Genomic DNA, 21,955 nt, shown 5'->3' on the forward strand with positions numbered 1-21,955 from the left:
TGAAAAGCCTTTGGAACGCATCTAGTCCCAGCAGTGGGACGATAATGCCGAGCGGGGTATGCAATTATCTGCGAGGTGGTACGGCAGCAGGGCCTTCCTTCGGGAGGGCGAGAGTCGTCGCGGGCGACAAAAAAGGATGAGGGACGCCGGGCCTTAGGGATCGGCGTTCTTGCTCTTCTGACTAGTGCAAAAGGACAGCACGATGCCTACAAGAGGTCTGCAGCAGCGTTGATACATAAGGTCGCCCTCTTGTATCAGAGTAATTTACTTAACCGCTATGTATTATTTATTCCAGAACGCAGTGAGCCAATAGAGACTTTTTATTCCGCTCGTAATTTTCAACATCTCTGCGGATATGACTACCGTCGTCGAATCAGCCCGGAAGTCTTCTTTGAACAAGCTTTGGCCAATACGCTGAGCGACGCATCTTTGGTAGCAAAATATGTACGCAATACGCGTGCAAAAATGCGGATTCTTCCAACTATCATGCACATCGACACCAAGGCATCCACTTTGATTAGGAATCCGGTTTTGCCCGGTCTTATAAGAGCTGATGCCGTATGCATCCACGTTGATGCTCTTATCGGCTATCGTAATACCGGTGCGCAGATGGTGCCATGCACTGCCCTGCAAATGAATGGGATGATTGCCGGGCAGGAAGTAATCATCGGAGTAGTCAAAACGGAACCGACGGAGAGTTCATATACGATTTACTCCAAACGGGTTAAGGCACAAGATCCAAAAGGTGCTATAAGAAGAAAAAGAATTCTTGCTGCTCTGAAACGAATATCGGATTCTCGAAACGTGTCTTCATCTTTGTTAAGCATGGTGCAAGAGTTATAGACGTAATCGGTCGACGTCAAACATCGTACTCGGAATAGGTGCATGTAATGGTCGGATTGCTGCGTTTCTGTGTGGCAAACGCACGAAGCCGTTCGGTAGCCCAGTGGTTCATCAATCCAGTAGCCGATGTGACTTACGAGCCGGTAACAATGTCGGCTATGTCCTTGATGAAGGCGAAGGCGTTGTCTCCGCGAGTGGTGAGCAGTCGCACGCATAGGCCGTTGACGACGCGGCTCACGCCGAGTTCGCCGACGAAACCAACTGCGTCGGCATGCGAGCGGATGCGGCTCACGAGGTCGTCTTCGGCGGCGATGCGGGCGGACTCGATTTGTGCGCGGATTGCCTCGGGGGAGGCGGACGAATCGGCGGGGACTTCATCTACATCCAAAGCAGACTCGACACTGTTGGTCGCAGCGTCCAGCTCTGGCAGATGCACGTACACGACGCCGCAATGGGTGAACTCGCGCCACATGCCGAGATTCGTGTAGTCAAAGGCGTCGGGTTCGAGCAGCATGCGGTCGGCGAACGCCAGATGCTCGCGCAATTGCAGTTCGGTGCGTCTCGGCGGGCGGCCACGGCGATGCGTGGAAGCACGCTCTGACTCAGTCTGATTATGCAAGGCCTGCTCCACCGCTGCAGGCTCAGCTACATACACGCGCAGTCGGTTCGTGAAGCGCCACATGGCCCAGCGCTCGTCCATACCGACGCGCCCGCAGGTCACCACATCCGCGTAGATGAACGTGGATTCCGCGGCGATGTGCGCGGTCGTCACATTGGTGAAGGTGCTGTTGCGAAAAGGAATGACAGGGAAGGGCAGGAACACGGCCTTGGCGTCGCCTTGCGCGCGCAGATCGATGGTGCGTGACGCGGAGCCTTCCGCCGTATTGAGCACCTTCTCATAGCTTTGCGTGGTGATGGTCGCATCGCTGCCCGGGCCGAAATCGATGTCGATATGCGCCTCGTCGCCCTGCAGGAAACCGGGGGAGGCGAACATGACGATGAAGTCAGAATGACGCCCGTTGGTGAACGGGGTCATGAGCTTGAACGGCGCCTCGAAATATACATCGTCGATTTTCGTGCGTCCGTGACGCAACGCGGTGGCGAGACGGAATGTGCTGCTGCCCATCGGAGTCACAGCTCCTCGAACAGCACGCTTTTGCGAATCCAGCCGATGACATCGTCCACGCCGGCTCCGCCCATCAGATCGGTGACGATGAATGGGCGCTCGCCGCGCATCTTGCGCGAATCGCGCGCCATGACATCCAGATCGGCGTGCACGTACGGCGCGAGATCGGCCTTGTTGATGACGAGCAGATCGGAGCGCGTGACGCCTGGGCCGCCCTTGCGCGGAATCTTGTCACCCTCGTCGGTCGCGATCACGTAGATCGTGGCGTCGGCCAAATCGGGGCTGAAGGTGGCGGAGAGGTTGTCGCCGCCGGATTCCACGAACATGATCTGCACGTCCGGATGGGTGCGGGCCATGTGCTCGCAGGCTTCGAGGTTCATCGAGCAGTCCTCACGTATCGCGGTGTGTGGGCAGCCGCCGGTCTCCACGCCGGCGATGCGGTCGGCGGGAAGCCGCGAATGCTGGATGAGGAATTCGGCATCCTCCTTGGTATAGATGTCGTTGGTGACGACGCAGATGCTGTAGTCGTCGGCCATCTTGCGGGTCAGGCGCTCGATCAGCGCGGTTTTGCCGGAGCCGACCGGGCCGGCGATGCCGATGCGTACGTAGGACATATGGTCTCCTTGATAATGGTGAACGGTGGTGGATGGGTGGTGGATGGGTGGTGGATGGCGGGATACGGGGTGTCGAAGTGCCGGATATCGAAATGCTGGGCTGGCGAACAGGCTGCTAGCTCATATACAGCCTTGAATACAGCGTCTCATGCTGCATGGCGGCGATATCGATGAAGGCTCCGGAGATGCCCAGATCCTCCGGCCGCAGCGTCATGGCGATATCCACGGCGCGCACAAGACGTGGGAAGGAGTTGTGCAGCGCCACCTGACCGGCATATTGGCTGAGCGGAATCGCCTTCGCCGCGCACATGGTCAGCGCGCTGAGCAGCGAATAGCCATACATAATCGCGGCATCGCGAATGTCAGGCGCATGGTCGGCCGCATACACGCCCATCGCAATCGGGTGCAGGCCACGGCATTGACCGGTGCCGATCAGCTCGGCGTATAGCTCCAACGCGGGCGATCCGTAAAGCCCGTCCGCTGCGTCTTGCAGCCGATGGCGTTCTGTGCCTTGTTCATGTACGGCGATGATGTCATGCTCTCGGTCATCGGCGTGGGAAATGTCGGATGTATCGGATTCGGCCGTGGCACTGGCGATGCTGGCGTCGGTGGCGTCAGTGATGCCGTTATCCGCGCTGCCATGCGTCGCCGCAACGGAGTCAGACTGCGGATTGCCGCGCCGCCCGTCCGAACTCTGTCCGTCCGAATGATGTCCGCCTGAACGGTGCCCGTCTGAGGTCTGCGCCTGACCGGCATCCATCTGCGTGGCGAGCGTCACCAGGCGCGAGCACATGCGCTCGCTGCCTTCGCGGATTTCGCGGGCCGATTGCAAAGCCGAAGCCAGCTCATCCAATTCGATGAGATGCTTGGCGAGCCCCTTGCGGCGCATGCGTGAGTCCGAAGCATATTTGCCGGCGAGCACCATCTGCCCGATTTCCTTGTACGGCGCGATGTCAAGGTAGTTCTTCACATATTCCTCGAAGTCGTCGCCGCGCCGCAGCATGTCGCGCTGCACAAAGGTCTCCATGCCATTGGATAGGGCGAATGAGCCGACTGGGAACACGCTGTCGCACACTTGCAGCATGGCGAGGCGGCGGGCTTCGGTCTCGTTGGCGTTCATGGCATGCGTCGGCTTTCGTGGTTCAGAGTGGTTCATGGGCAATGGGAATGACTGCTGATTGCAAGGGTCTGCTTAGCATCAGTGGGTGTGCCAGGTCGCGCCACCGTCATGGCTGTGGGAGCCGTCGGGACGGTGCAGCACGCCATTCAGCTCATATTCGCCGGGGGCGAGGGTATACGCGGCATGACCGGTTTCGTCGGCATGGCTGTGGACGTCAGGGCCGTGATCGTGGTGATGATGCGCATGCGCATATTCGTCGGTCCGTGCTTGATCGGCTTGATTGGCCTGAGCGTCCCCGGTCTGCACCTTCCCGTTCCGTGACTCGCGGAAAGCCTCGTCGGCTTGTGCCTCCTGTTCCTCTTCGGCCACGTCGCCGGTGGTTTTGCTGGTGCCGGGAATCAGCGTGCCTGTGCCTGCGTGCGCCTTGACGATCAGGAAGCCATCGAACTGGCCCTCGCTCAGATGCGGCTCGTATCCGATCTTTTTCGTGTATTCCATTGTCGGATGGTCGTAGGGCACCAGCACCCGGTCCTCCTCCACCTTGAGACTCAGGTGACGGTTGCCCAGCTCGAAGCACAGACGACCCATCTCCTTCATCGAGGAGACTGGAATCTCAATCAATTGAGCGGCTGCGATCCGTGCAAAATAGCGCTTGTCGTCGGTTTCGGCGAGCACATCGCCATCCGCGATGGTCGTGCCCACCATCACGCCGAATTCAGTGCCGTCCTCGGCTACCTTCAGCATGCGCTTCTTGTTTGTCTCGAACCAGTCGAAGGCGATCGGCACCTCAAGCTTGCCGTCGTCGTAATGCTGGCTGATGATATTGCCTGTTATCGTGTTGGCGATCATCCGCCCTCCTTGCAAAGCCCGAAGCAGATGCCGCAACACATCATGCGGCCCTGCCCTTGTCATGAGCGAGTATAGAAGGTGCTGGCGCGAATTATGTAACGAACTGCTGAAAACAGCGCAAAATGCTGCGAAAATACGGCATGAAGTACTTACTCAGGAAACTGCCTTCACGGCGTGTCGCCTGTAGCACGAAGGCTTTATGCGACTCCGTGCCCGGATTGAATCACAGATGTGATATTACGGTTCACACTTATAAGGCATATGCGTAGCCGGATACGTGGCGCATCTGAACATACTGTGCAGCTCGCTGTTTGCCGGGCAGCATGACGGCGAAGCTTACGATGGAAAGAGGTGGCAATGTTCGGTGCGTCCCACGCGGCTGTTCTGGCGATGCATATCCCGGACAATTTCATATCGCCATCCACTTCGGCGTTGTTCTGGGCCGTGATGATACCGGTCTGGGCGCTGTGTTTGCGCTCCGTGATTCGCCACAGTACAGCGGAGAATATGGCGTATCTCGGCGCAGGAGCCGCATTTTCCTTTCTTATCATGATGTTCAATGTGCCCACGCCTGGTGGCACCACTGTGCACGGCGTGGGCGGAGCGCTTATCGCGCTGCTGCTCGGCCCGCAGTATGCGACGGTGGCCATATCCGTGGCGCTGCTGCTGCAGGCGCTGCTCTTCGGAGACGGCGGGCTGCTCACGCTGGGCGCGAACTGTTTCAACATGGCCTTCGCGCTGCCGTTCTGCGCCTACGGCATCTTCATGCTGCTGCGCAAGGTGCTGCGCGCCGGATGGAAGGATCGCGTGGCTGAATTCGTCAGCGCGTATGTCGGCATCGTGCTCGCCGCGTTCTGCGTAGCCATCGAACTAGGCATGCAGCCGCTGCTGTTCCGAGCTCCGGACGGTCAGGCACTCTATTTCCCCTTCACCTTCAACGTGACGATTCCGGCGATGGTCATACCTCATCTTGTCGCCGCAGGAGTCGTCGAGGGGTTCGTTGCCGTGATGGTGATCGAATTCGTGCGCCGCACTTCGCCGGAGATGATCGCATGGGAGCCTTCGGGGGCGAATATAGTGGAAAGTGCGTCGAGCCAGCAGAGCGGTTCGGATGGCTTAGATTATTCGGATGGTTTGGGTAATTCAGATGATTCGGATGACTCGGGCAATGCCGCCGGTTCGAAGGCGCGCGAATACGCATGGGTTGCGCTGGGCGTGGCGGCGATCCTCTCTCCGGTCGGTCTGCTGGCGGCAGGAGACGCGTGGGGGGAGTGGGGCGCTGAAGGCTTTGCCCAGGCCACCGGACTGCACTATGTGCCGCACTACATCGCTCACGGCTTCTCTTGGAACGCGATGCTGCCTGACTATTCGATGCGCGGCTTGCCGAGTGCCGTCGGCTATATCCTCTGCGCGATTATCGGAGTCGCCGTGCTGATTATCGTCTTCCGGCTGCTGGCGCTGGCAGTGGATGGACGGAATCCCGAGGTCGTAGCCGTATCTGTATCTGCGTCTAGGCTTTCGTCTGCCGCCGTGCATGCGGAGAGCGCATCGGACCCGAATCACAACAGCAGCCGGAGCGGCACATGAGTTCCAGCCCATCGCTAGGCGGCATTCCCACCAATGAAACGATGACGTTGCCGGCATGGCTGCGCGAGCCTGAACGCTACACGCCGCCAAGCGACCGATCCTCATTCATCCAGCGCAACCTTGGTCATATGGGGCAGGTGCTCTCACGGGTCGGCGCGGGTGCTCCGATCAGTCAGAGTCCTGTCGATCGTGCGCTGCGCACGGTTTCGCCGGCTGTACGCATTGTCGGCATCGTGGCAGTGATCATCGCCGTGAATATCACACGCAATATGATGTTCTCTTACGCTATGCTTGCCGCCGCGCTCATGCTGCTGGCCGCGCGACCCGCATGGCTGATGCGCTCGATACTCATGCCCGCGCTCGCGATATGCGCATTCAGCCTGGCGGTTTCGCTGCCCGGCGTGTTCGTGGGACAGTACAATACTCCTGCGCGGCTGGCTGTCAAAGCATTCGTCGCGGCTTCCTTCGTCATAGCCTTCGGCTGGACTGTGCCGTGGAACCGCCTGATTGCCGGGCTGCGCGGCATCGGATGCCCCGATTCGCTGATCTACATCTGCGATGTGACGATGCAGTTCATCGATATACTCGGCCGCTCCATGATGCGTCTGCTCGATGCGCTGCAACTGCGCAGCGTCGGGCGGGACAGCCGCAAACTCATGTCGGCCGGGCATGTGCTGGGCACCTTGTTCGTACATGCCAACGCGCAGGCGCGGCGCATGGCCGAGGCCATGGCATGCCGAGGATTCGACGGCAGCTATCGCATCCAGCGCGAGCCTTTGCTGACATGGGCCAATGGCGCGTATGTTGCTGCCATCGTGGCGATGACGGCGCTGGCTGTGTATCTGGGCTGAGTAGTTGAATAGGCAAAAGCTGGCATGAGCGAATATGACAGGCACGCACAACGAATCGATAGAGAACGAGCAGGTTGCTGAGCATGAGTACCGTGAATCGTAGAAGGCGCTCTGTGGCGCAGCCTGATCCAGGCTGGTTCCAAGGCGAGCCGCTTGTGGATCTGCGCGACATCGATTTTTCCTACCGTGAGTATGACACGGGTGACGGAGTCAGTGGCGATGGTAGGGATGGCAGACAAAGGCATAACGAACGACCGTGGACCGCGCACAAGGTGCTTGACACGGTCTCGCTGACCATCGAACGCGGCGAATGCGTGGCTCTGCTCGGCCCCAACGGCAGCGGCAAAACCACGCTCATGCGCATCATCAATGCCTTGGAATTCCCCGACGTAGGGGAGTACCGCTACGCAGGCACCCCGGTGACTCGAAGGCTAGTGCAATCCAAAAACAGCATATTCGCCAAAACACTGCACCAGCGCATAGGGTTCGTCTTCCAGAATTCCGACACCCAGCTGTTCTGCCCCTCCGTCGAGGAGGAAATCGCTTTCGGCCCCTCGCAAATGGGTCTGTCGCAGGATACGACCAACCAGCGCGTCGAAGACATGATTGGCATATTCGGTTTGGAATCCATGCGGCAGCGGGCCCCGTATCGGCTCTCAGACGGCGAGAAGAAGCGCGTCGCCATCGCCGCATGCCTGTCGCTCAACCCCGAGCTGCTGGTGCTCGACGAGCCGACCGACGGCCTGGACGAGCGCAACACCGACATAGTTGTGCGCGTGCTGCAAGCCTTCGTCGCCTCCGGCAAGACCATACTGTTCTCCACGCATCATCGCGACATTGTGCGCCGCCTCAACGCGCGCGTGGCCGATGTCCTGTAAGGTACGCGGGTTTCCCTTGTATTGGGAAATCAGTGTCAGCCGGCTGACAACTCTGTCGAAAGCTGAACTCATCACGCTCCGGTGTCGAGCCTGCCCATTTACCGTTATGAATCCGGTCAAGCCTATCTAACGTCACGAATCCCGCACTAAGTCGCACCTACTGCGGGATTCGTGACGTTAGAACGCGGTCATACGTCACAATGCCCGCCCTACTTTCGTAATAGTGCAGGAGTTGTGACATTTCATGCCGTTCAAACGAAGCAATTCCCGCACAGGCTCCGTCATCATGCGGGAATTGTGACATATTAATGCAGGTTCGACGTCATACGTTGCGGTTGCTGCTATTCGCCGGTGATTGACGCGGCGATGCTGGAGACGATGGCTATGATGATCGAGGCGAGGACCGACCACCAGAAGCCGCCGACATCGACGCCTACGCCGAAGATTCCTATGGCCAGCCACGAGGCCAGGCGCATGAACAGCCAGTTGATGATGAGCGCGACCAGCCCTAGGCTGAGAACGCTGAACGGCAACGCCAGCAGGTGCACGATCGGCTTGATCGAGGCGTTGATCAGCGCCATGAACAGGGCGAACGCGGCGAAGCCGAGGATCGGCGGATTGCCGATTACATGCATGCCGGGCAGGATGAGCACCGTGACCGCCACGGCGATGGTCATCACGAGCCAGCGAATCAGAAAACGTGTCATACCACGATTATGCCAGCAGGGCGCCATAACTGCCTAACCGCCGTAACTGCAGCAATCCGAACGAGTCGCGTAATCGAAACCGTGACCTACTATGAAGCCATGATTGTGCATTTGCATCTTGTGCGTCACGGACAGACGACATTCAACCGATACAACCGACTGCAGGGCTGGTCCAACGCCCCGCTCACTGACAAAGGGCTCGCCGACGCCGACAAAGCCGGAGACAAACTGCGCGGCATCGATTTCGCCGCAGCCTACTGCTCCGACACCACACGCGCCCAGATCACGGCCCGCCGCATCCTCGACATCAATGAGCAGAGCGGGCACAAGCGCCCCGAGCTGCATGACGACATGCACTTCCGCGAGCAATACTACGGCTACTTCGAAGGCCAGGACATGAATGTGGCATGGTGGGCGGCGGGCGCTCCGCACGGCGCGCCGACCTACAATGCGATCATCGAGCAGTACGGGCTTGGCGCCACCAAGGACTTCCTCAAGGAGGCCGATCCCTTCCACGACGCGGAATCGGACGAGGAATACTGGCAGCGGATCGAGGGCGGTTACACGCTCATCGCGAACGACCCGACACTGCATGATGGCGATCATGTGCTGCAGATATCGCATGGCAATACGCTGCTCAGCCTCATGCACCGTTTCGCCCCCGAAGGCTACGACCTGAGCGAGCGACCGGCGAACGGCAGCGTGACCTGCTTCGACTTCGACACTGCTCAGCCGATCGACCGCGCCATGACCGTGGTGTCCTACAACCAGTAGAGGAAACCTTGTACGTCGAAACATGAAAATCCCGGAACCGGGCGAAAGAGCGACGGGGCGATAAGACGATGGCCTGACGCATTATGCGTCAGGCCATATTGCGTCTGGGGCGTTGGCTAGGGTAAATGCATATTATATGCGCATGCCAGAGAGCTTCGGCTGTATTTGGCAGTGCCGATGCAGATGTGATGCAAGAGAAAAGAGGTTCATGATGGGTGTCGGGGACATCGCCGGCCTGGTGGCGGCTATTGCATTCGCCGTGCTTGCCGGATTCCTTATCTACCCGCTGATCCGCTTGGGCAAGCTGCTCGACCAGATCGCTGAAACGGTGAAGCAGACGGGCGACCACGCGATGCCTACGCTCGATGAGAGTGTGACGACCATTCAGCAGGTCAACAAGTCGCTTGAGGACGTCAACAAGATATCATCGGCAGCTTCGACCACCGCGAATAACGTCGGAGCCCTGACCGATCTGTATGGCTCCTTCCTCGGCAAGCCCATCATCAAAATAGCCTCGGCCACCTTCGCACTGAAGACCACAGCGCAATCCTTCTTCTCGAAGAAGTCCAAGACTGAAGCTGATGAGACCGATTCCGTTGCAACCGCGAGCGACAAGGAGCTGTGATGTTCAAGCGAATCGTATGGATCGGCGTAGGCGTCGCCATCGGCGTCATCGCCGTGTCCAAGGCGCAGGCCTATGTTAAGGCGAATACGCCGGACAAGGCCCGCCAGTTCCTGCTTGGCCCCGATCAGGAGAATGTCGCATTCCGCACGCTCGGCGGGCTGATCGACGAATTCAACGCCGCACGGCGCACGCGGGAAGACGAGCTCAACAAGCGCTACATCGAGCGCGCCGGCTGATGGGCCAGAATACAGCCATAACCGGGCCCGCGAAATCGACGACTGCAAACAGCGACTAGGTCTCCGCGACTGGTCATTGCCATTGTGCCGGCTGCCCGCATGAATCGCGTGCACTGCTCGCACTGAGCTTTTCATGGCGACATTCGTGCAGTGAGGAGCATCCGCACAGCCTGGCGCAGTATTGTTCAATATCATGATTTGGGCACGTTTCACGTGCCGACATCCAAAAACATCGTAAGCAAGAACCGTAAGCAAGAACATTGCAAGAATTCCAAGGAGCTAACGCCCGCATGCGCACCTCGCAAATCGCCAAGCGTTTTATGAATTACTTCGAGCAGCAGGGCCATCTCGTCGTCCCTTCGGCCTCGCTTATTTCACCGAATCCGACCACGCTGTTCACCATCGCCGGCATGGTTCCCTTCATCCCGTACCTGCTGGGCGAGCAGACCCCGCCCGCGAAGCGCATGGCCTCGAACCAGAAGTGCGTGCGCACGCTGGATATCGACGAGGTGGGCAAGACTACGCGTCACGGCACCTTCTTCCAGATGCTGGGCAACTTCTCCTTCGGCGACTACTTCAAGGAAGAGGCGATTCATTACGCCTGGGAGCTGCTGACCACGCCGCAGGACAAGGGCGGCTACGGCATCGACCCGGAGCGGCTGTGGGTCACCACTTACACGGATGACGAGGAGGCGCGCGGGCTGTGGCGCAACGAGGGCTTCGACCCCGCACACATGCAGATCTTCGGCATGGAAGACAACTTCTGGACGACTGGCGGCCCCGGCCCTGGCGGCCCCTGCTCCGAGATCTACGTCGACCGCGGGCCCGAGTACGGCAAGGACGGTGGCCCTGCCGCCGACGAATCGCGCTTCATCGAAATCTGGGACCTCGTGTTCGAGAACTACGAGGTCGACAACGTCAAGTCGAAGACCGACCTGCATATCGTCGGCGAGCTTGAGCACAAGAACATCGACACCGGCGCTGGCCTTGAGCGCTTGGCCTACCTGCTGCAAGGCAAGCAGAACATCTACGAGACCGACGAGGTCTACCCGGTCATCGAGGCTGCGGAACGTTTAAGCGGCAAGACATACGGCGAGGACGAGGAATCCGATGTGCGCTTCCGCGTCGTGGCCGACCATGTGCGCTCCGCCCTGATGATCATGAGCGACGGCGTGCGCCCGAGCAATGTGGGGCGCGGCTATGTGCTGCGTCGGCTGCTGCGCCGCACGGTGCGCTCCATACGCATGCTGGGCGTGAACGACCCGGTCATGCCCGCGCTTTTCCCCGTGTCCAAGGATGCGATGGCTCCCAGCTATCCCGAGTTGGAAACAACTTTCCATGAAGTGTCTGAATCCGCGTATGGCGAGGAGGATGCCTTCCGCCGTACGCTGGAAAAGGGCACGACGATTCTCGATATCGCGGTCTCCAAGGCCAAGGATTCGAAGAGCCCGCTGGTCTCCGGGCAGGACGCCTTCACGCTGCACGACACCTATGGCTTCCCGATCGAGCTGACGCTCGAAATGGCGCAGGAGCAAGGCGTGCAGGTTGACGAGCGCAAGTTCCGCGAGCTGATGGACGAGCAGAAGTCGCGCGCCCGTGCCGATGCGCTCAAGAAGCGCCATAACGTCGATGTGAGCGTCTACGACGATTTCAAGAAGCAGCTCGTGCAGCCGATTGAGTTCCTGGGCTACACCGACTATTCGAGCCGTTCGCGCGTGCTGGGCATTATGCAGCCGGGCAAGGGCTCGGTTCCTGCGGTCAGCGCTCCGGCCACGGTCGAGGTGATTCTGGACCGCACGCCGTTCTACGCGCAGTCCGGCGGGCAGCTGGCCGATCAGGGCGAGATCATTTCCGACGAGGGCGCGGCGCTTGAAGTCGACGATGTGCAGAAGCCCATCAAGGACCTGATCGTGCACCAGTGCCGGCTGACCGAAGGCACGCTGGTGGTCGGCTCGCAGGTCAGCGCGAGCATCGACATCGCCCGCCGCGGTGCCATCGCGCGTTCGCATACGGCCACGCATATGGTGCACAAGGCCCTGCGCGAGGAGCTCGGCCCGCAGGCCACCCAGCGCGGCTCCGAAGATGCGCCGAACCGGCTGCGCTTCGACTTCCAATGGTCCAAGGCCCCGAGCAGGGACGCGATCGACACTGTCGAGGCCAGGGTCAATGACCGCTTGCGCGACAATCTGAGCGTTACCACCAAAGAGATGAAGTTCGACGACGCCATCGCCCTGGGCGCGATGCACTTGTTCGGTGAGAAGTACGGCGATATCGTGCGCGTCGTCTCGATCGGCGAAGACGGTTGGAGCCGCGAGTTGTGCGGCGGCACCCACGTCGACCAGGTCGGCAAGATCGGTAGCGTGAACATCATGGCCGAAGCCTCCATCGGTTCGGGCGTGCGGCGCGTCGACGCCGTGGTGGGCCAAGGGGCGTACGAATTCAATGCCCGCGAACATGCGCTCGTTTCCCAGCTTTCGGATACGCTTAACGCCCGCCCCGACGAGCTGGCCGCGAGGATCAACGTGCTGCTGGCCAAGCTCAAGGATTCCGACCGCAGGCTTGCCGCAATGTATGAAAGCCAGCTCGCTGCCTCGGTGCCCGGGCTGGTGAAGCAGGCGCAGGAATCCAATGCCCCAGTGAAGGTTGCCGCCAGCAATGTCGGCCACTTCGGCTCCTTCGAGACCCTGCGCAAGACGGTGCTTGACGTGCGCGGCAAGCTGGGCGAGGACGTGCCGGCGGTCGTTGCACTGTCCGGAATCAATGAGGACGGCAAGCCCATGGTCGCCGTGGCAACCAATGAGGCCGCCCGCAAGGCTGGCATCAAGGCCGGATACCTCGTGCGCGGCGCATCGAAGGTGCTCGGCGGCGGTGGCGGCGGCAAGCCGGACTTCGCCCAGGGCGGCGGCACCGACGCCACGAAGATCGATGCGGCGTTGAACGCGTTGACGCAAGCCGTGGCGCGGGTCTGAGCCGGCATGGCATGGCTTGGCGTCGATCTCGGTGACGCCCGGGTCGGACTCGCATTGTCCGACCCGGAGCTCACCTTCGCCCATCCGATGGAAAACCTCGATGCGCGGGGAGATTCCTTCCGCACGCTTGACGCCGTGGCCGAAATCATCGAAGACCGCGCGATCACCGACCAGGCGATCGACCATATCGTCGTAGGGCTGCCGTTGCAGCTCAACGGCAGCGAAGGCAAAAGCGCGAAAAAGGCCCGACGCTGGGCTGCGAACCTCGCCAAGCGGCTGGCTACGCTCAGCGAGGACGAGTCGTCACCAATTCATGACATACCTTCGATAGCATTGATGGATGAACGATTGACCACGGTCAGCGCGCATCGTCAGTTGCATGAGGCGCATATCGCCGGCAGGCGTCACCGACCTGTGGTCGACCAGCAGTCGGCAGTGGTGATTCTGCAGTCGGCGTTGGACGCCAGGACCAATCAGAGGAGCGATTAGTGCCCGAGGATTTCAACACCTTCTTTGAAGATGCCGGACTCGGCCCCGATGCGGCCGACGGCGATGCAGCGAACAGCGATGCGTTTAACGACAATGCTTCTGACGGCACTGCGTTCGATGACAATATGCTTGATGACAATGCGTTCAACGGCACCGCACAATCGACGCAGCAGGCAGGTACGGCTGCGCCACAGCCGCCGCTCCCGCCCAAATCTCGCAAGGAGATGCGTCGGCAGCGCGAGCATCCGCGCAACACTAGGCTCAGAGCCATCATCATCGTATTCGTCGTGCTCGGCATCGTCGCAGGCGGCGGGTATTTCAGCTACACGAAGATCAGGTCCTGGGCAGCCGCTCGAAACTCGTCGGGCACGCAGATCGCGGACTATCCCGGTCCGGGATCGGGCAGCGTGCGTATCAGCGTCGCCAATGGCGATGATTCGACTCAGGTCGCCAAAAAGCTCAAAGACGCCGACGTGATCAAATCCGAGGCGGCTTTCACCGCCGCAGTGACGGCGAACAGCAGCACGCTCTATCCGGGCATCTATACGCTGAAACTGCATATGGCTGCGATTGATGTCGTCAAGATACTCTCCGACCAGAGCAAGGCGACCGGATTCCTTGAAGTGCGCTCCGGCGAGCGGGCTTCCGACATCATCGCCAATGCGGCAAGCCTGTCCGGCATCAGCAAATCCGATTTCCAAAGCATCGTAGACAAAGGGGGAGTTGGCATTCTGCCTCCTGAGGCAGGCGGCAAGTTCGAAGGCTGGCTTGAGCCGGGGTCGTACGATGTTAAGTCGATTGGCTCTGCTGAAGGCATCATGAAGGCGATGGTGAGCAAACGTGTCGCCCAGCTCGACGCCATGGGGGCACCCACCGGTGCGCAGCGTGAAAAGCTGCTCACAATCGCCTCGATAGCCGAATCTGAGGTCAACTCGCAGGAGTACTACGGCAAGGTCGTGCGCGTCATTCTCAACCGTTTGGCCAAGAACATGAATCTGGGCATGGATACCACGGTCGCCTATGGACTGGGCATCAGCGCCGACAAGCTCACCGACGATATGCTGGCCAATGGCTCCAATCCATACAACACGCGCGTGAACGCCGGGCTGCCGCCGACGCCGATCAGCAATCCCAGCGATGATGTGCTCAAAGACGCGATGAACCCGCCGGCGGGCGACTGGCTGTACTTCGTCACGACGAATCTGAATACTGGCGAAACCAAATTTGCCACGACGGAAGACGAATTCTGGAAGATTCGCGACGAGTACAAGCAGACGAATTCCAACGCGAACTAGAAAATCAGCAATCCGGGCAGCAGCACGGCACACACGCCCGAGATGACGATAACCGGCACGAACGGCGCTCGAATCGAAGGCGTGCGGGCTGATGACGTGCCGCGGCTCAATCGGCTGCAAACATGCCAACTGCCGATCCAAAGCAGACCGATGAGTCCCATGAGCAGCCACCAGCTCAGGAAGGCCATCAGACCGAGCCAGCCGACCGCCTGACCGACCAGCGCGGCGCAGGTGACATCGCCGAATCCCAGGCTTCCCGGGCGCAGCGCGGACAGCAGCCATTGCAGCAGCGCGGCGAAGGCTGCGTAGCCCAAAGCCGCCAGAAAACCCCAAGGTCGACCATGCGACGCGCCGTAAATGATGAACGCTGCGCACTGCGTGACCATGCCGAAGGCGACCCAGATACGCGGCACGCGTCGGGTCCGCAGGTCATGCGCGGCCAGCAGCGTCCCGCATAGCAGACTGGGCAGCATGGCAAAGTAGGACATGACAGTAAGATAGTCGAAGTTGATCGTATAAGCGAAGGAGAAGGCATGTTGCGCTGGCAGACTGCGGGTGAATCGCACGGTGAGGCGTTGGTCGCGATGATCGAGGGGCTGCCCGCCGGCATCGAGGTCACTAGCGCGGATGTGGTCGATGCGCTGGCGCGTCGGCGGCTGGGATATGGGCGCGGCTCGCGCATGAAATTCGAACAGGACAAGGTGCGGCTGCTTACCGGCGTGCGCCACGGCAGGACGCTTGGCTCGCCCATCGCCATTGAAATCGCCAACACCGAATGGCCCAAGTGGACGGAAGTGATGAGCGCCGATCCGCTCGATCACGAGCTTGCCGATACCGGCCGCAACGCGCCGCTGAGCCGCCCGAGGCCCGGGCACGCCGACCTGACCGGCATGCGCAAGTACGGTTTCGACGATGCCCGCGAGGTGCTTGAACGTTCCAGCGCCCGCGAAACCGCTTCACGGGTGGCTCTCGGCTCCGTTGCCGCACGCTTCCTTGAGCAATCCGTGGGCGTGCGCACTGTTGCGCATGTCATCTCAATCGGCGGCGTGGGCGTCGGCGACGACTACGAGCTGCCTACGCCCGACGATGTGGAGACGCTTGACGCCTCGCCGGTGCGCACTCTGGACACCGATGCTGCGCAGCGCATGATGATGCGTGTCGATGAGGGCAAGGCGGCGGCCGACACCATCGGCGGCGTCGTTGAGGTGCTCGCCTACGGCATGCCCGCCGGTGTGGGCACCTACGTGGAGTCCGACCGGCGCCTGGATGGCGCTCTGGCTGGTGCCATCATGGGCATTCAGGCCATCAAGGGCGTGGAGATCGGCGATGGGTTCCGCGAAGCCGAACGCTTCGGATCGCAGGCGCATGACGAGATGGTGCCCGGCGAGAACGGGCATATCGCGCGGCTGAGCAATCGTGCCGGCGGCATCGAAGGCGGCATGTCGAATGGCGAGATCATCCGCGTGCGGGCCGCCATGAAGCCGATTCCTTCGATTCCGCGCGCGTTGCGCACCATCGACATCCACACGGGCGAGCCTGCGCAGGCCATCAACCAGCGTTCCGACAGCACGGCGGTGCCCGCCGCTTCGGTCGTGTGCGAGGCGATGGTCCGACTCACGCTTGCGCGCTTCATTCTTGAGAAGTTCGGGGGCGACAGCATCGCCGAAACCCGACGCAACGCCGAGCAGTACCTCGCCTCCTGGCCCGAGCATATGCGCTGAGCGGCGCAGCATCTCAGCATCGTAGTCGTTCCGATTCGCTGGCATCGACACGGTCAGTATCAACGTTGTTGTCATCACCACTGTTGTTGTCATCACTACTAAGGATTTCCCCATGAGTGCACACCATCCGCTCGCCGTCATCATCGGCATGCCCGGAGCAGGCAAGACCCGCGTCGGGCATCAGGCCGCATCGATGCTCGGCGTGGCATTCATCGATGCCGACCAGCGCGTTGAGGATGAGGCGCGCATGGGCATTCCGCAGTACTTCGAACGCTACGGCGAGAAGGCGTTCCGTGATTTGGAATCCTCGCTGATTCGTGAGCTGCTCGATGGCTATGACGGCCTGCTTTCCCTCGGCGGCGGCGCTCCGATGACCCCAGCTACGCGGCAGTCCCTTGTCGACTATGTTCACGGCGGCGGACGGCTGATCTACTTACAAGCCGATCCAAAGGAAGCTATGGAACGTGCGCGGCGAGGTGGCAACCGGCCGATGCTCAAAGGCGACCCTGACGCGCGTTGGAAGCAGCTGTTCGAGGAACGAGACCCGGTGTTCTCCGAGCTGGCGAACATCCATGTGCGCACGCACGGGTCGACGCCGCAAATGGCGGCGCGGAAACTGACGGAGGCGATTATGCAACGAACAATCCATGTCACCGGCTCGTCCATCGAGCCCTACGATGTGCGCGTCGGCGAAAGCGTGATGCAGCAGCTGCCTGAGATTCTGGGGGAGCGCCCCACGAAAATCGCGCTGATTCACACCCAGCCGGTGCAGCGCCACAGCGATCATGCGCGCGCGCTGCTGCGCCGGGCGGGCTATAGCGTCTCGGACGTCGTGATACCCGATGCCGAAGCAGGCAAAACCAATCCGGTGGCCAACGACATCTGGGAGCGGCTGGGCAATGAGGGCTTCACCCGTTCCGATGCGGTTGTCGGGCTCGGCGGCGGAGCGGCCACCGATCTGGCCGGATTTGTGGCTGCGACCTGGATGCGCGGCATCCGTTACGTGAACTGCCCGACTTCGCTGCTGGCGATGGTCGACGCCTCGACTGGCGGCAAAACCGGCATCAACACGCCGCAGGGCAAGAATCTGGTCGGCTCTTTCTACACGCCGGCAGGCGTGCTCGCCGATCTCAAAACGCTGGCTACGCTTCCCAATGACATCTTCACCGAAGGACTTGGCGAGGTCGCCAAATCCGGACTCATCATGGACGAGGGCATCCTTGACCTGCTTGAGGATCACGGCGAGGAGTTGCGCGCATTCGACGGCGCACAGTTCCTTGGTTCCCCGCTCGAAGGCGTCGTCTCCGAGCTCATCGAGCGCACCGTGCGGGTCAAGGCCTACCATGTCTCCAGCGACCTCAAGGAGGCCGGGCTGCGCGAATTCCTCAACTACGGCCACACGCTGGCCCATGCCATCGAGACGCTTGAGCACTTCCGCTGGCGGCACGGCAACGCGGTCGCGGTCGGATGCGTCTACGCGGCTGAGCTGGCTGGCCTCCTCGGCTATCTCGACAAGGACGAGGTCGATTACCACCGTTCGCTGCTCGGGTCCTTGGGGCTGCCCACGTCTTGGCATCATGAGGACTGGGACGAAGTGCTCGCCCTGATGCATCGCGACAAGAAGGCGCGCGGCAATCACCTGCGCTTCGTGATTCTGGATGGCATCGGCCACCCGATTCACCTCGAAGACCCGCCGCAGGACGCCGTGCACGAGGCCTTCGTGCGCATTCAGCAGTAGCTTTAGGGCAGTTTGACGGCGGGGGGGGGGTATTCTTTTGCTGGGAAGGCTACGGTGCCTCGCCATTGAGAAGCAGAAGGGAATTTCTCCATATGAGACGTTTAACGAGGGCGGCCGTCGCATTTTTGGCCGCAGTGTGCACGATGTTCGTAAGCGCTGGAGCGCTGGTGCTGAGTTCCGGTCAAGCTCAGGCTGCCGATAATACATGCGTAGTCGATCAAAGCACTATCGCCCAGTGCTTCCCGGATCCGGCGCTTGCACAGGCTGTTGCGAGTGGACTCGGAACGCACATTACAACGTCGAATATTTTGACCTCGACCGCTGTGAAATATACGACGAGTTTAAGTGTTATTTCTGGTACGGTTTACAGCTTGAAAGGTGTTAATTCTCTTACCAATCTCAGATGGCTGTGGCTTAATGGTAGCGAAGTATCAGATCTTTCCCCTGTAAGCACTATGACAAGTCTTGAAAGCCTAGCTTTGGAGAAGAATCAAATTTCTGATTTGTCCCCATTAAAGAATCTCACCAATCTTAGAGATCTGTGGCTGCGATCAAATCGCATTACAGATCTTACGCCCCTAGCGGGCCTCCCCAATCTTGATAGCAACCTTGATCTTTCTGATCAATATGTATCGTTGCCGTCAGTTAGTGGCACAAAAGGCGTCGTTATACGCACCGCAAAGAATGTGGATGGCACCTATATTGCGCCTTATGCTTTGCAGCCTTCCTCTGGCGTATATGACGCGAAAACCGGTGAAGCGTCTTGGACGAATCTTACAAGTGGGAAAACCGCTTCTCTGAATGTAGATACACCGGTCACAATCGGAAGCACTAGTGCTCGCTACTCCTTACAGATTGACCAGCCATACACGCTGTCGGCCAATGTTTCGTTCGATGCGAACGGCGGAAAGTTCGCCGACAAGTCCACGCTGCAGACCAAGGCGGCGACCGTGGGCAGTGGATATGTTTTCCCGCAAGAGCCATCGCGCCAGGGATACTCGTTCGACGGATGGTACACATCTGCCGAGGGAGGGACCCAAGTCAATTCATGGGATACCGTCCCTGATTCCTCAAGTCGCACATTATATGCGCATTGGTCGGTGAAGCCTATTGCGGTCACGTTCGATGCTAATGGCGGTGCCTTCTCGAACGGAGCATCGGCGCAGGAGAACGACATTAAGCCGGGCAGCAAATATGTGCTGCCGCCAAATCCGTCCCGTGTCGGTTACTCATTCGACGGTTGGTACACCAAGGCAGTTGGCGGAAACAAGCTCGATGGTTCTGCGACAATACCCAGCAACGTCGATTCGCAGACCTTCTACGCGCATTGGGCCGCAAATTCAGTTGTGGTCATGTTCGACGCGAACGGCGGTGCGTTCTCGAACGGCAGCTCAAGTCAGAAGCTGAATTCGACATTCGGGAAACCGTACACATTGCCTGCGAATCCAACTCGCGCAGGCTATTCTTTCGCTGGCTGGTATACCGGCAAGGATGATTTCTGGCCTGGAAACCAGATAACAGCAGCATCCGTGGTCTCAGACGTTTCTGATCAAACGTTGTACGCCCATTGGGATGTGCAGCCAGTGAACGTATCGTTCGACGCAAACGGCGGAAAGTTCTCTGACGGCTCCGGGCTGCAGAAGCGAACCATGACATTAAACGAGTGGTATGACTTACCCGAGAATCCCTCGCGCATTGGCTACTCCTTCAACGGCTGGTACACGGCCAAAAGCGGAGGAACGCAAGTCGATGCCTTCACCACGGTCACCGCAACTTCCAGCCGCGCCCTATACGCACAATGGACTGCGAATTCGGTCACAGTCACATTCGACACGAATGGCGGCACATTCCCCAATGGGGCCCCTACCCAGATAAACGACCAGAAATTCGGCGACGCATACTCCCTGCCCAGCAACCCGACACGGACCGGCTACACCTTTAACGGCTGGTACACAGCCAAAACAGGTGGCAACAAGATTACGGCATCCGCAACAATTGCTGCAGCCGGCAATCAAACGTTGTATGCACAATGGACTGAGAACAAGGCAGTGCCGGTTGCTGTGTACCGCGTTTACAACAAGAACTCTGGTCTGCATCATTACACGACGAATCTGGGTGAGAAGAATGCGTTGGTTAAGCTGGGTTGGAAGTACGAGGGCGTGTCGTTCAACGCGGCCACGCAGGGCTCGGCTCCCGGCTTGAAGCCGGTCTATCGTGAGTACAATCCGCATGATGGGAATCACAACTGGACGCTGAACCAGGCGAAGCACAGCAAACTCGTGAGCCTGGGCTGGCATGACGAGGGCGTGGCGTGGTATGCGAACCCGGCTGGGCCGGTTACGGTCTACCGCCTGTATAATCCGCATTCGGGCGAGCACGTGTATACGACGAGTGCGAAGGAGTATGCGGTGGTTGGTGCGGCCGGCTGGCATCAGGAAGGCACCGCTTGGAAAGGCCTGTGATAGTTTCCTGCGGGTGTGGCGTGGCATTGCGAGGTGTTGGGCTGTATGAATTGAATGCTATCGTCTGAGCTCGGATACTAATGCGAAGGCGGGTGGACTGATTCCTCGATAAGAGGAGCCAGCCCGCCCGCCTTCGCATTAGTCTAGATACCGTACGCATCGCGCATGTCATTCAAAGTGTGAAGTAGAATGTGAAGTGTCGGCGATGAAATACTGGATAAAGGAAGTAGGGCAAGATGTCCCAGACACTATTAAAGTCTCCGCTTACACTTGTTTTGACGCGTGTCGAATTTAATGCTGAACTGACTGCTCTTTCTGCTGAAGGATGGCCTAAGCTCGATTCTATTATGCAGTCAATTGGATTCCCTGCTGCGAATACTGTTAATGACGCCACAATTCAACTCACTCCTGCGGGGCCTATGCAGGTATCTCAAGGTAGTCGCCGTGTCTATCAGGATGCAAATGGCGGATTGCGTGTTTCCGTGGCTCCGCAATTTATCGCGCTATATGCCGGACGTGTGAACGATGTAATTGCCTATGAAGACCACGAAGCCTTTCTTAGCAAGTTTCGGGAGATTATTACGGCACTGATGCCAATTGTGGGCGAAATGCCTGTGACGAGAACCGGGTATCGCTACGTGGATCAGCTGATCGGCGAGGATTTTACGCAAGTGGATAAGTTGCTGCGTCCTGCATGCAGGGGCGTATTGCCGTCCGAGGTTCCCCAAGGTGCTCAACTGCTTGCATCGGCTTTGCGTGCGCAGTTTTCTTATACCAATTCAGATAATGTTCAGCCTGACGTGCTTCAGATGCAAAGCGGCCAGATTCCCAAAGGCCAGCCGATTGACCCAGGCGTGCCGGTTCTTGACCAAGATTCGTGGGTTTTGGATATTGATACATCGGCCTTTGCTCCGGTAGCTTTTACAGCCGATGTGGTTATAGCAACTGCGTCTCGGCTGCAGCAGCGAGCTAGGGAATTTTTTGAGAATACTGCAGTTACTGATGAATTCGAGCGTCGATTCCGCTGATATTTTCGTTGTGCAGTTGGGTGGTGTCTGGTCAAGATTCGAG

Annotated in this window: 20 protein-coding genes; 14 read left to right on the plus strand and 6 right to left on the minus strand. The window is 59.4% G+C overall.

Annotated features, from left to right (window positions below; translation table 11 throughout):
• Window positions 1–75 precede the first annotated feature (75 nt).
• On the plus strand, window positions 76–843 hold the full coding sequence (locus LKK40_RS02735) for a PBECR4 domain-containing protein (protein ID WP_304309012.1): 768 nt from the start codon (window positions 76–78) through the stop codon (window positions 841–843).
• A 133-nt stretch (window positions 844–976) separates the two neighbouring features.
• Here LKK40_RS02735 and LKK40_RS02740 read toward each other — a convergent pair whose 3' ends face one another.
• The 4 genes from LKK40_RS02740 to LKK40_RS02755 all read right to left on the minus strand — a co-directional run bounded on the left by LKK40_RS02740 (window position 977) and on the right by LKK40_RS02755 (window position 4,552).
• The gene (locus LKK40_RS02740) at window positions 977–1,969 is read right to left on the minus strand and encodes an urease accessory protein UreD (RefSeq protein WP_304309014.1); all 993 of its coding nucleotides are present in this window, start codon (window positions 1,967–1,969) and stop codon (window positions 977–979) included.
• 5 nt (window positions 1,970–1,974) lie between these two features.
• Entirely contained in the window at window positions 1,975–2,583 is a 609-nt protein-coding gene (gene ureG / locus LKK40_RS02745; protein WP_024462939.1) for an urease accessory protein UreG, read from the minus strand.
• 115 nt (window positions 2,584–2,698) lie between these two features.
• Window positions 2,699–3,703, minus strand: coding sequence for an urease accessory protein UreF (locus LKK40_RS02750; RefSeq protein WP_304309017.1), 1,005 nt, complete (start codon window positions 3,701–3,703; stop codon window positions 2,699–2,701).
• Window positions 3,704–3,781: 78 nt separating this feature from the next.
• Complete coding sequence (locus LKK40_RS02755) at window positions 3,782–4,552, minus strand: urease accessory protein UreE (protein ID WP_304309019.1); 771 nt, start codon at window positions 4,550–4,552, stop codon at window positions 3,782–3,784.
• Between the two features lie 357 nt (window positions 4,553–4,909).
• Here LKK40_RS02755 and cbiM point away from each other — a divergent pair, with 357 nt between their 5' ends.
• The 3 genes from cbiM (at window position 4,910) to LKK40_RS02770 (ending at window position 7,868) form a co-directional block, all read left to right on the plus strand.
• A complete protein-coding gene (gene cbiM, locus LKK40_RS02760; RefSeq protein ID WP_304309021.1) occupies window positions 4,910–6,139 on the plus strand; it encodes a cobalt transporter CbiM in 1,230 nt (409 codons plus the stop codon).
• Window positions 6,136–6,990: an energy-coupling factor transporter transmembrane component T gene (locus tag LKK40_RS02765; protein ID WP_304309022.1), complete on the plus strand. Its 855-nt coding sequence runs from the start codon at window positions 6,136–6,138 to the stop codon at window positions 6,988–6,990. Before cbiM ends, LKK40_RS02765 begins: the two co-directional genes overlap by 4 nt.
• A gap of 113 nt (window positions 6,991–7,103) precedes the next feature.
• Window positions 7,104–7,868 carry an energy-coupling factor ABC transporter ATP-binding protein gene (locus tag LKK40_RS02770; protein ID WP_304309024.1) on the plus strand — a complete coding sequence of 255 codons (765 nt, stop codon included), beginning with the start codon at window positions 7,104–7,106 and terminating at the stop codon, window positions 7,866–7,868.
• Window positions 7,869–8,209: 341 nt separating this feature from the next.
• Here LKK40_RS02770 and LKK40_RS02775 read toward each other — a convergent pair whose 3' ends face one another.
• Complete coding sequence (locus LKK40_RS02775) at window positions 8,210–8,575, minus strand: phage holin family protein (protein ID WP_304309026.1); 366 nt, start codon at window positions 8,573–8,575, stop codon at window positions 8,210–8,212.
• A gap of 99 nt (window positions 8,576–8,674) precedes the next feature.
• Between LKK40_RS02775 and LKK40_RS02780 the strand changes: the two genes are divergently transcribed.
• The 6 genes from LKK40_RS02780 to mltG all read left to right on the plus strand — a co-directional run bounded on the left by LKK40_RS02780 (window position 8,675) and on the right by mltG (window position 14,963).
• Window positions 8,675–9,349: a histidine phosphatase family protein gene (locus LKK40_RS02780; protein WP_304309028.1), complete on the plus strand. Its 675-nt coding sequence runs from the start codon at window positions 8,675–8,677 to the stop codon at window positions 9,347–9,349.
• A gap of 211 nt (window positions 9,350–9,560) precedes the next feature.
• Entirely contained in the window at window positions 9,561–9,974 is a 414-nt protein-coding gene (locus LKK40_RS02785) for a DUF948 domain-containing protein (protein ID WP_273192856.1), read from the plus strand.
• Window positions 9,974–10,210, plus strand: coding sequence for a hypothetical protein (locus tag LKK40_RS02790; protein WP_152579830.1), 237 nt, complete (start codon window positions 9,974–9,976; stop codon window positions 10,208–10,210). The genes LKK40_RS02785 and LKK40_RS02790 overlap by 1 nt, the downstream gene beginning before the upstream one ends.
• A gap of 290 nt (window positions 10,211–10,500) precedes the next feature.
• The gene (alaS, locus tag LKK40_RS02795) at window positions 10,501–13,179 is read left to right on the plus strand and encodes an alanine--tRNA ligase (protein ID WP_304309032.1); all 2,679 of its coding nucleotides are present in this window, start codon (window positions 10,501–10,503) and stop codon (window positions 13,177–13,179) included.
• A 6-nt stretch (window positions 13,180–13,185) separates the two neighbouring features.
• Window positions 13,186–13,668: a Holliday junction resolvase RuvX gene (ruvX, locus tag LKK40_RS02800; RefSeq protein WP_304309035.1), complete on the plus strand. Its 483-nt coding sequence runs from the start codon at window positions 13,186–13,188 to the stop codon at window positions 13,666–13,668.
• A 125-nt stretch (window positions 13,669–13,793) separates the two neighbouring features.
• Window positions 13,794–14,963 (plus strand): endolytic transglycosylase MltG, encoded by a 1,170-nt coding sequence (mltG, locus tag LKK40_RS02805; RefSeq protein WP_434735122.1) that lies wholly within the window; start codon window positions 13,794–13,796, stop codon window positions 14,961–14,963.
• On the opposite strand, the gene LKK40_RS02810 is transcribed toward mltG, so the two are convergent.
• Window positions 14,960–15,451, minus strand: a complete 492-nt coding sequence (locus LKK40_RS02810) for a prepilin peptidase (protein WP_304309039.1) — start codon at window positions 15,449–15,451, stop codon at window positions 14,960–14,962. The genes mltG and LKK40_RS02810 overlap by 4 nt on opposite strands.
• A gap of 45 nt (window positions 15,452–15,496) precedes the next feature.
• Between LKK40_RS02810 and aroC the strand changes: the two genes are divergently transcribed.
• The 4 genes from aroC to LKK40_RS02830 all read left to right on the plus strand — a co-directional run bounded on the left by aroC (window position 15,497) and on the right by LKK40_RS02830 (window position 21,912).
• Window positions 15,497–16,684, plus strand: a complete 1,188-nt coding sequence (aroC, locus tag LKK40_RS02815; RefSeq protein ID WP_304309041.1) for a chorismate synthase — start codon at window positions 15,497–15,499, stop codon at window positions 16,682–16,684.
• Window positions 16,685–16,796: 112 nt separating this feature from the next.
• Window positions 16,797–18,422, plus strand: a complete 1,626-nt coding sequence (locus tag LKK40_RS02820) for a bifunctional shikimate kinase/3-dehydroquinate synthase (RefSeq protein ID WP_304309043.1) — start codon at window positions 16,797–16,799, stop codon at window positions 18,420–18,422.
• A gap of 92 nt (window positions 18,423–18,514) precedes the next feature.
• On the plus strand, window positions 18,515–20,884 hold the full coding sequence (locus tag LKK40_RS02825) for an InlB B-repeat-containing protein (RefSeq protein ID WP_304309045.1): 2,370 nt from the start codon (window positions 18,515–18,517) through the stop codon (window positions 20,882–20,884).
• A 236-nt stretch (window positions 20,885–21,120) separates the two neighbouring features.
• Window positions 21,121–21,912, plus strand: coding sequence for a TIGR04255 family protein (locus LKK40_RS02830; RefSeq protein WP_304309047.1), 792 nt, complete (start codon window positions 21,121–21,123; stop codon window positions 21,910–21,912).
• The last annotated feature ends 43 nt before the right edge of the window (window positions 21,913–21,955 follow it).

It is taken from the genome of Bifidobacterium tibiigranuli (genome assembly GCF_022655035.1).
Lineage (GTDB): Bacteria > Actinomycetota > Actinomycetes > Actinomycetales > Bifidobacteriaceae > Bifidobacterium > Bifidobacterium tibiigranuli_A.

Excerpts from the sequence above, each read along its gene's own strand:
- LKK40_RS02740 (WP_304309014.1), bottom strand. The coding sequence starts at position 1,969 with ATGGGCAGCAGCACATTCCGTCTCGCCACCGCGTTGCGTCACGGACGC.
- ureG (WP_024462939.1), bottom strand. The coding sequence starts at position 2,583 with ATGTCCTACGTACGCATCGGCATCGCCGGCCCGGTCGGCTCCGGCAAA.
- LKK40_RS02750 (WP_304309017.1), bottom strand. The coding sequence starts at position 3,703 with ATGAACGCCAACGAGACCGAAGCCCGCCGCCTCGCCATGCTGCAAGTG.
- LKK40_RS02755 (WP_304309019.1), bottom strand. The coding sequence starts at position 4,552 with ATGATCGCCAACACGATAACAGGCAATATCATCAGCCAGCATTACGAC.
- cbiM (WP_304309021.1), top strand. The coding sequence starts at position 4,910 with ATGTTCGGTGCGTCCCACGCGGCTGTTCTGGCGATGCATATCCCGGAC.
- LKK40_RS02765 (WP_304309022.1), top strand. The coding sequence starts at position 6,136 with ATGAGTTCCAGCCCATCGCTAGGCGGCATTCCCACCAATGAAACGATG.
- LKK40_RS02775 (WP_304309026.1), bottom strand. The coding sequence starts at position 8,575 with ATGACACGTTTTCTGATTCGCTGGCTCGTGATGACCATCGCCGTGGCG.
- LKK40_RS02780 (WP_304309028.1), top strand. The coding sequence starts at position 8,675 with ATGATTGTGCATTTGCATCTTGTGCGTCACGGACAGACGACATTCAAC.
- LKK40_RS02785 (WP_273192856.1), top strand. The coding sequence starts at position 9,561 with ATGGGTGTCGGGGACATCGCCGGCCTGGTGGCGGCTATTGCATTCGCC.
- LKK40_RS02790 (WP_152579830.1), top strand. The coding sequence starts at position 9,974 with ATGTTCAAGCGAATCGTATGGATCGGCGTAGGCGTCGCCATCGGCGTC.
- alaS (WP_304309032.1), top strand. The coding sequence starts at position 10,501 with ATGCGCACCTCGCAAATCGCCAAGCGTTTTATGAATTACTTCGAGCAG.
- ruvX (WP_304309035.1), top strand. The coding sequence starts at position 13,186 with ATGGCATGGCTTGGCGTCGATCTCGGTGACGCCCGGGTCGGACTCGCA.
- mltG (WP_434735122.1), top strand. The coding sequence starts at position 13,794 with ATGCTTGATGACAATGCGTTCAACGGCACCGCACAATCGACGCAGCAG.
- LKK40_RS02810 (WP_304309039.1), bottom strand. The coding sequence starts at position 15,451 with ATGTCCTACTTTGCCATGCTGCCCAGTCTGCTATGCGGGACGCTGCTG.
- aroC (WP_304309041.1), top strand. The coding sequence starts at position 15,497 with ATGTTGCGCTGGCAGACTGCGGGTGAATCGCACGGTGAGGCGTTGGTC.
- LKK40_RS02820 (WP_304309043.1), top strand. The coding sequence starts at position 16,797 with ATGAGTGCACACCATCCGCTCGCCGTCATCATCGGCATGCCCGGAGCA.
- LKK40_RS02825 (WP_304309045.1), top strand. The coding sequence starts at position 18,515 with ATGAGACGTTTAACGAGGGCGGCCGTCGCATTTTTGGCCGCAGTGTGC.
- LKK40_RS02830 (WP_304309047.1), top strand. The coding sequence starts at position 21,121 with ATGTCCCAGACACTATTAAAGTCTCCGCTTACACTTGTTTTGACGCGT.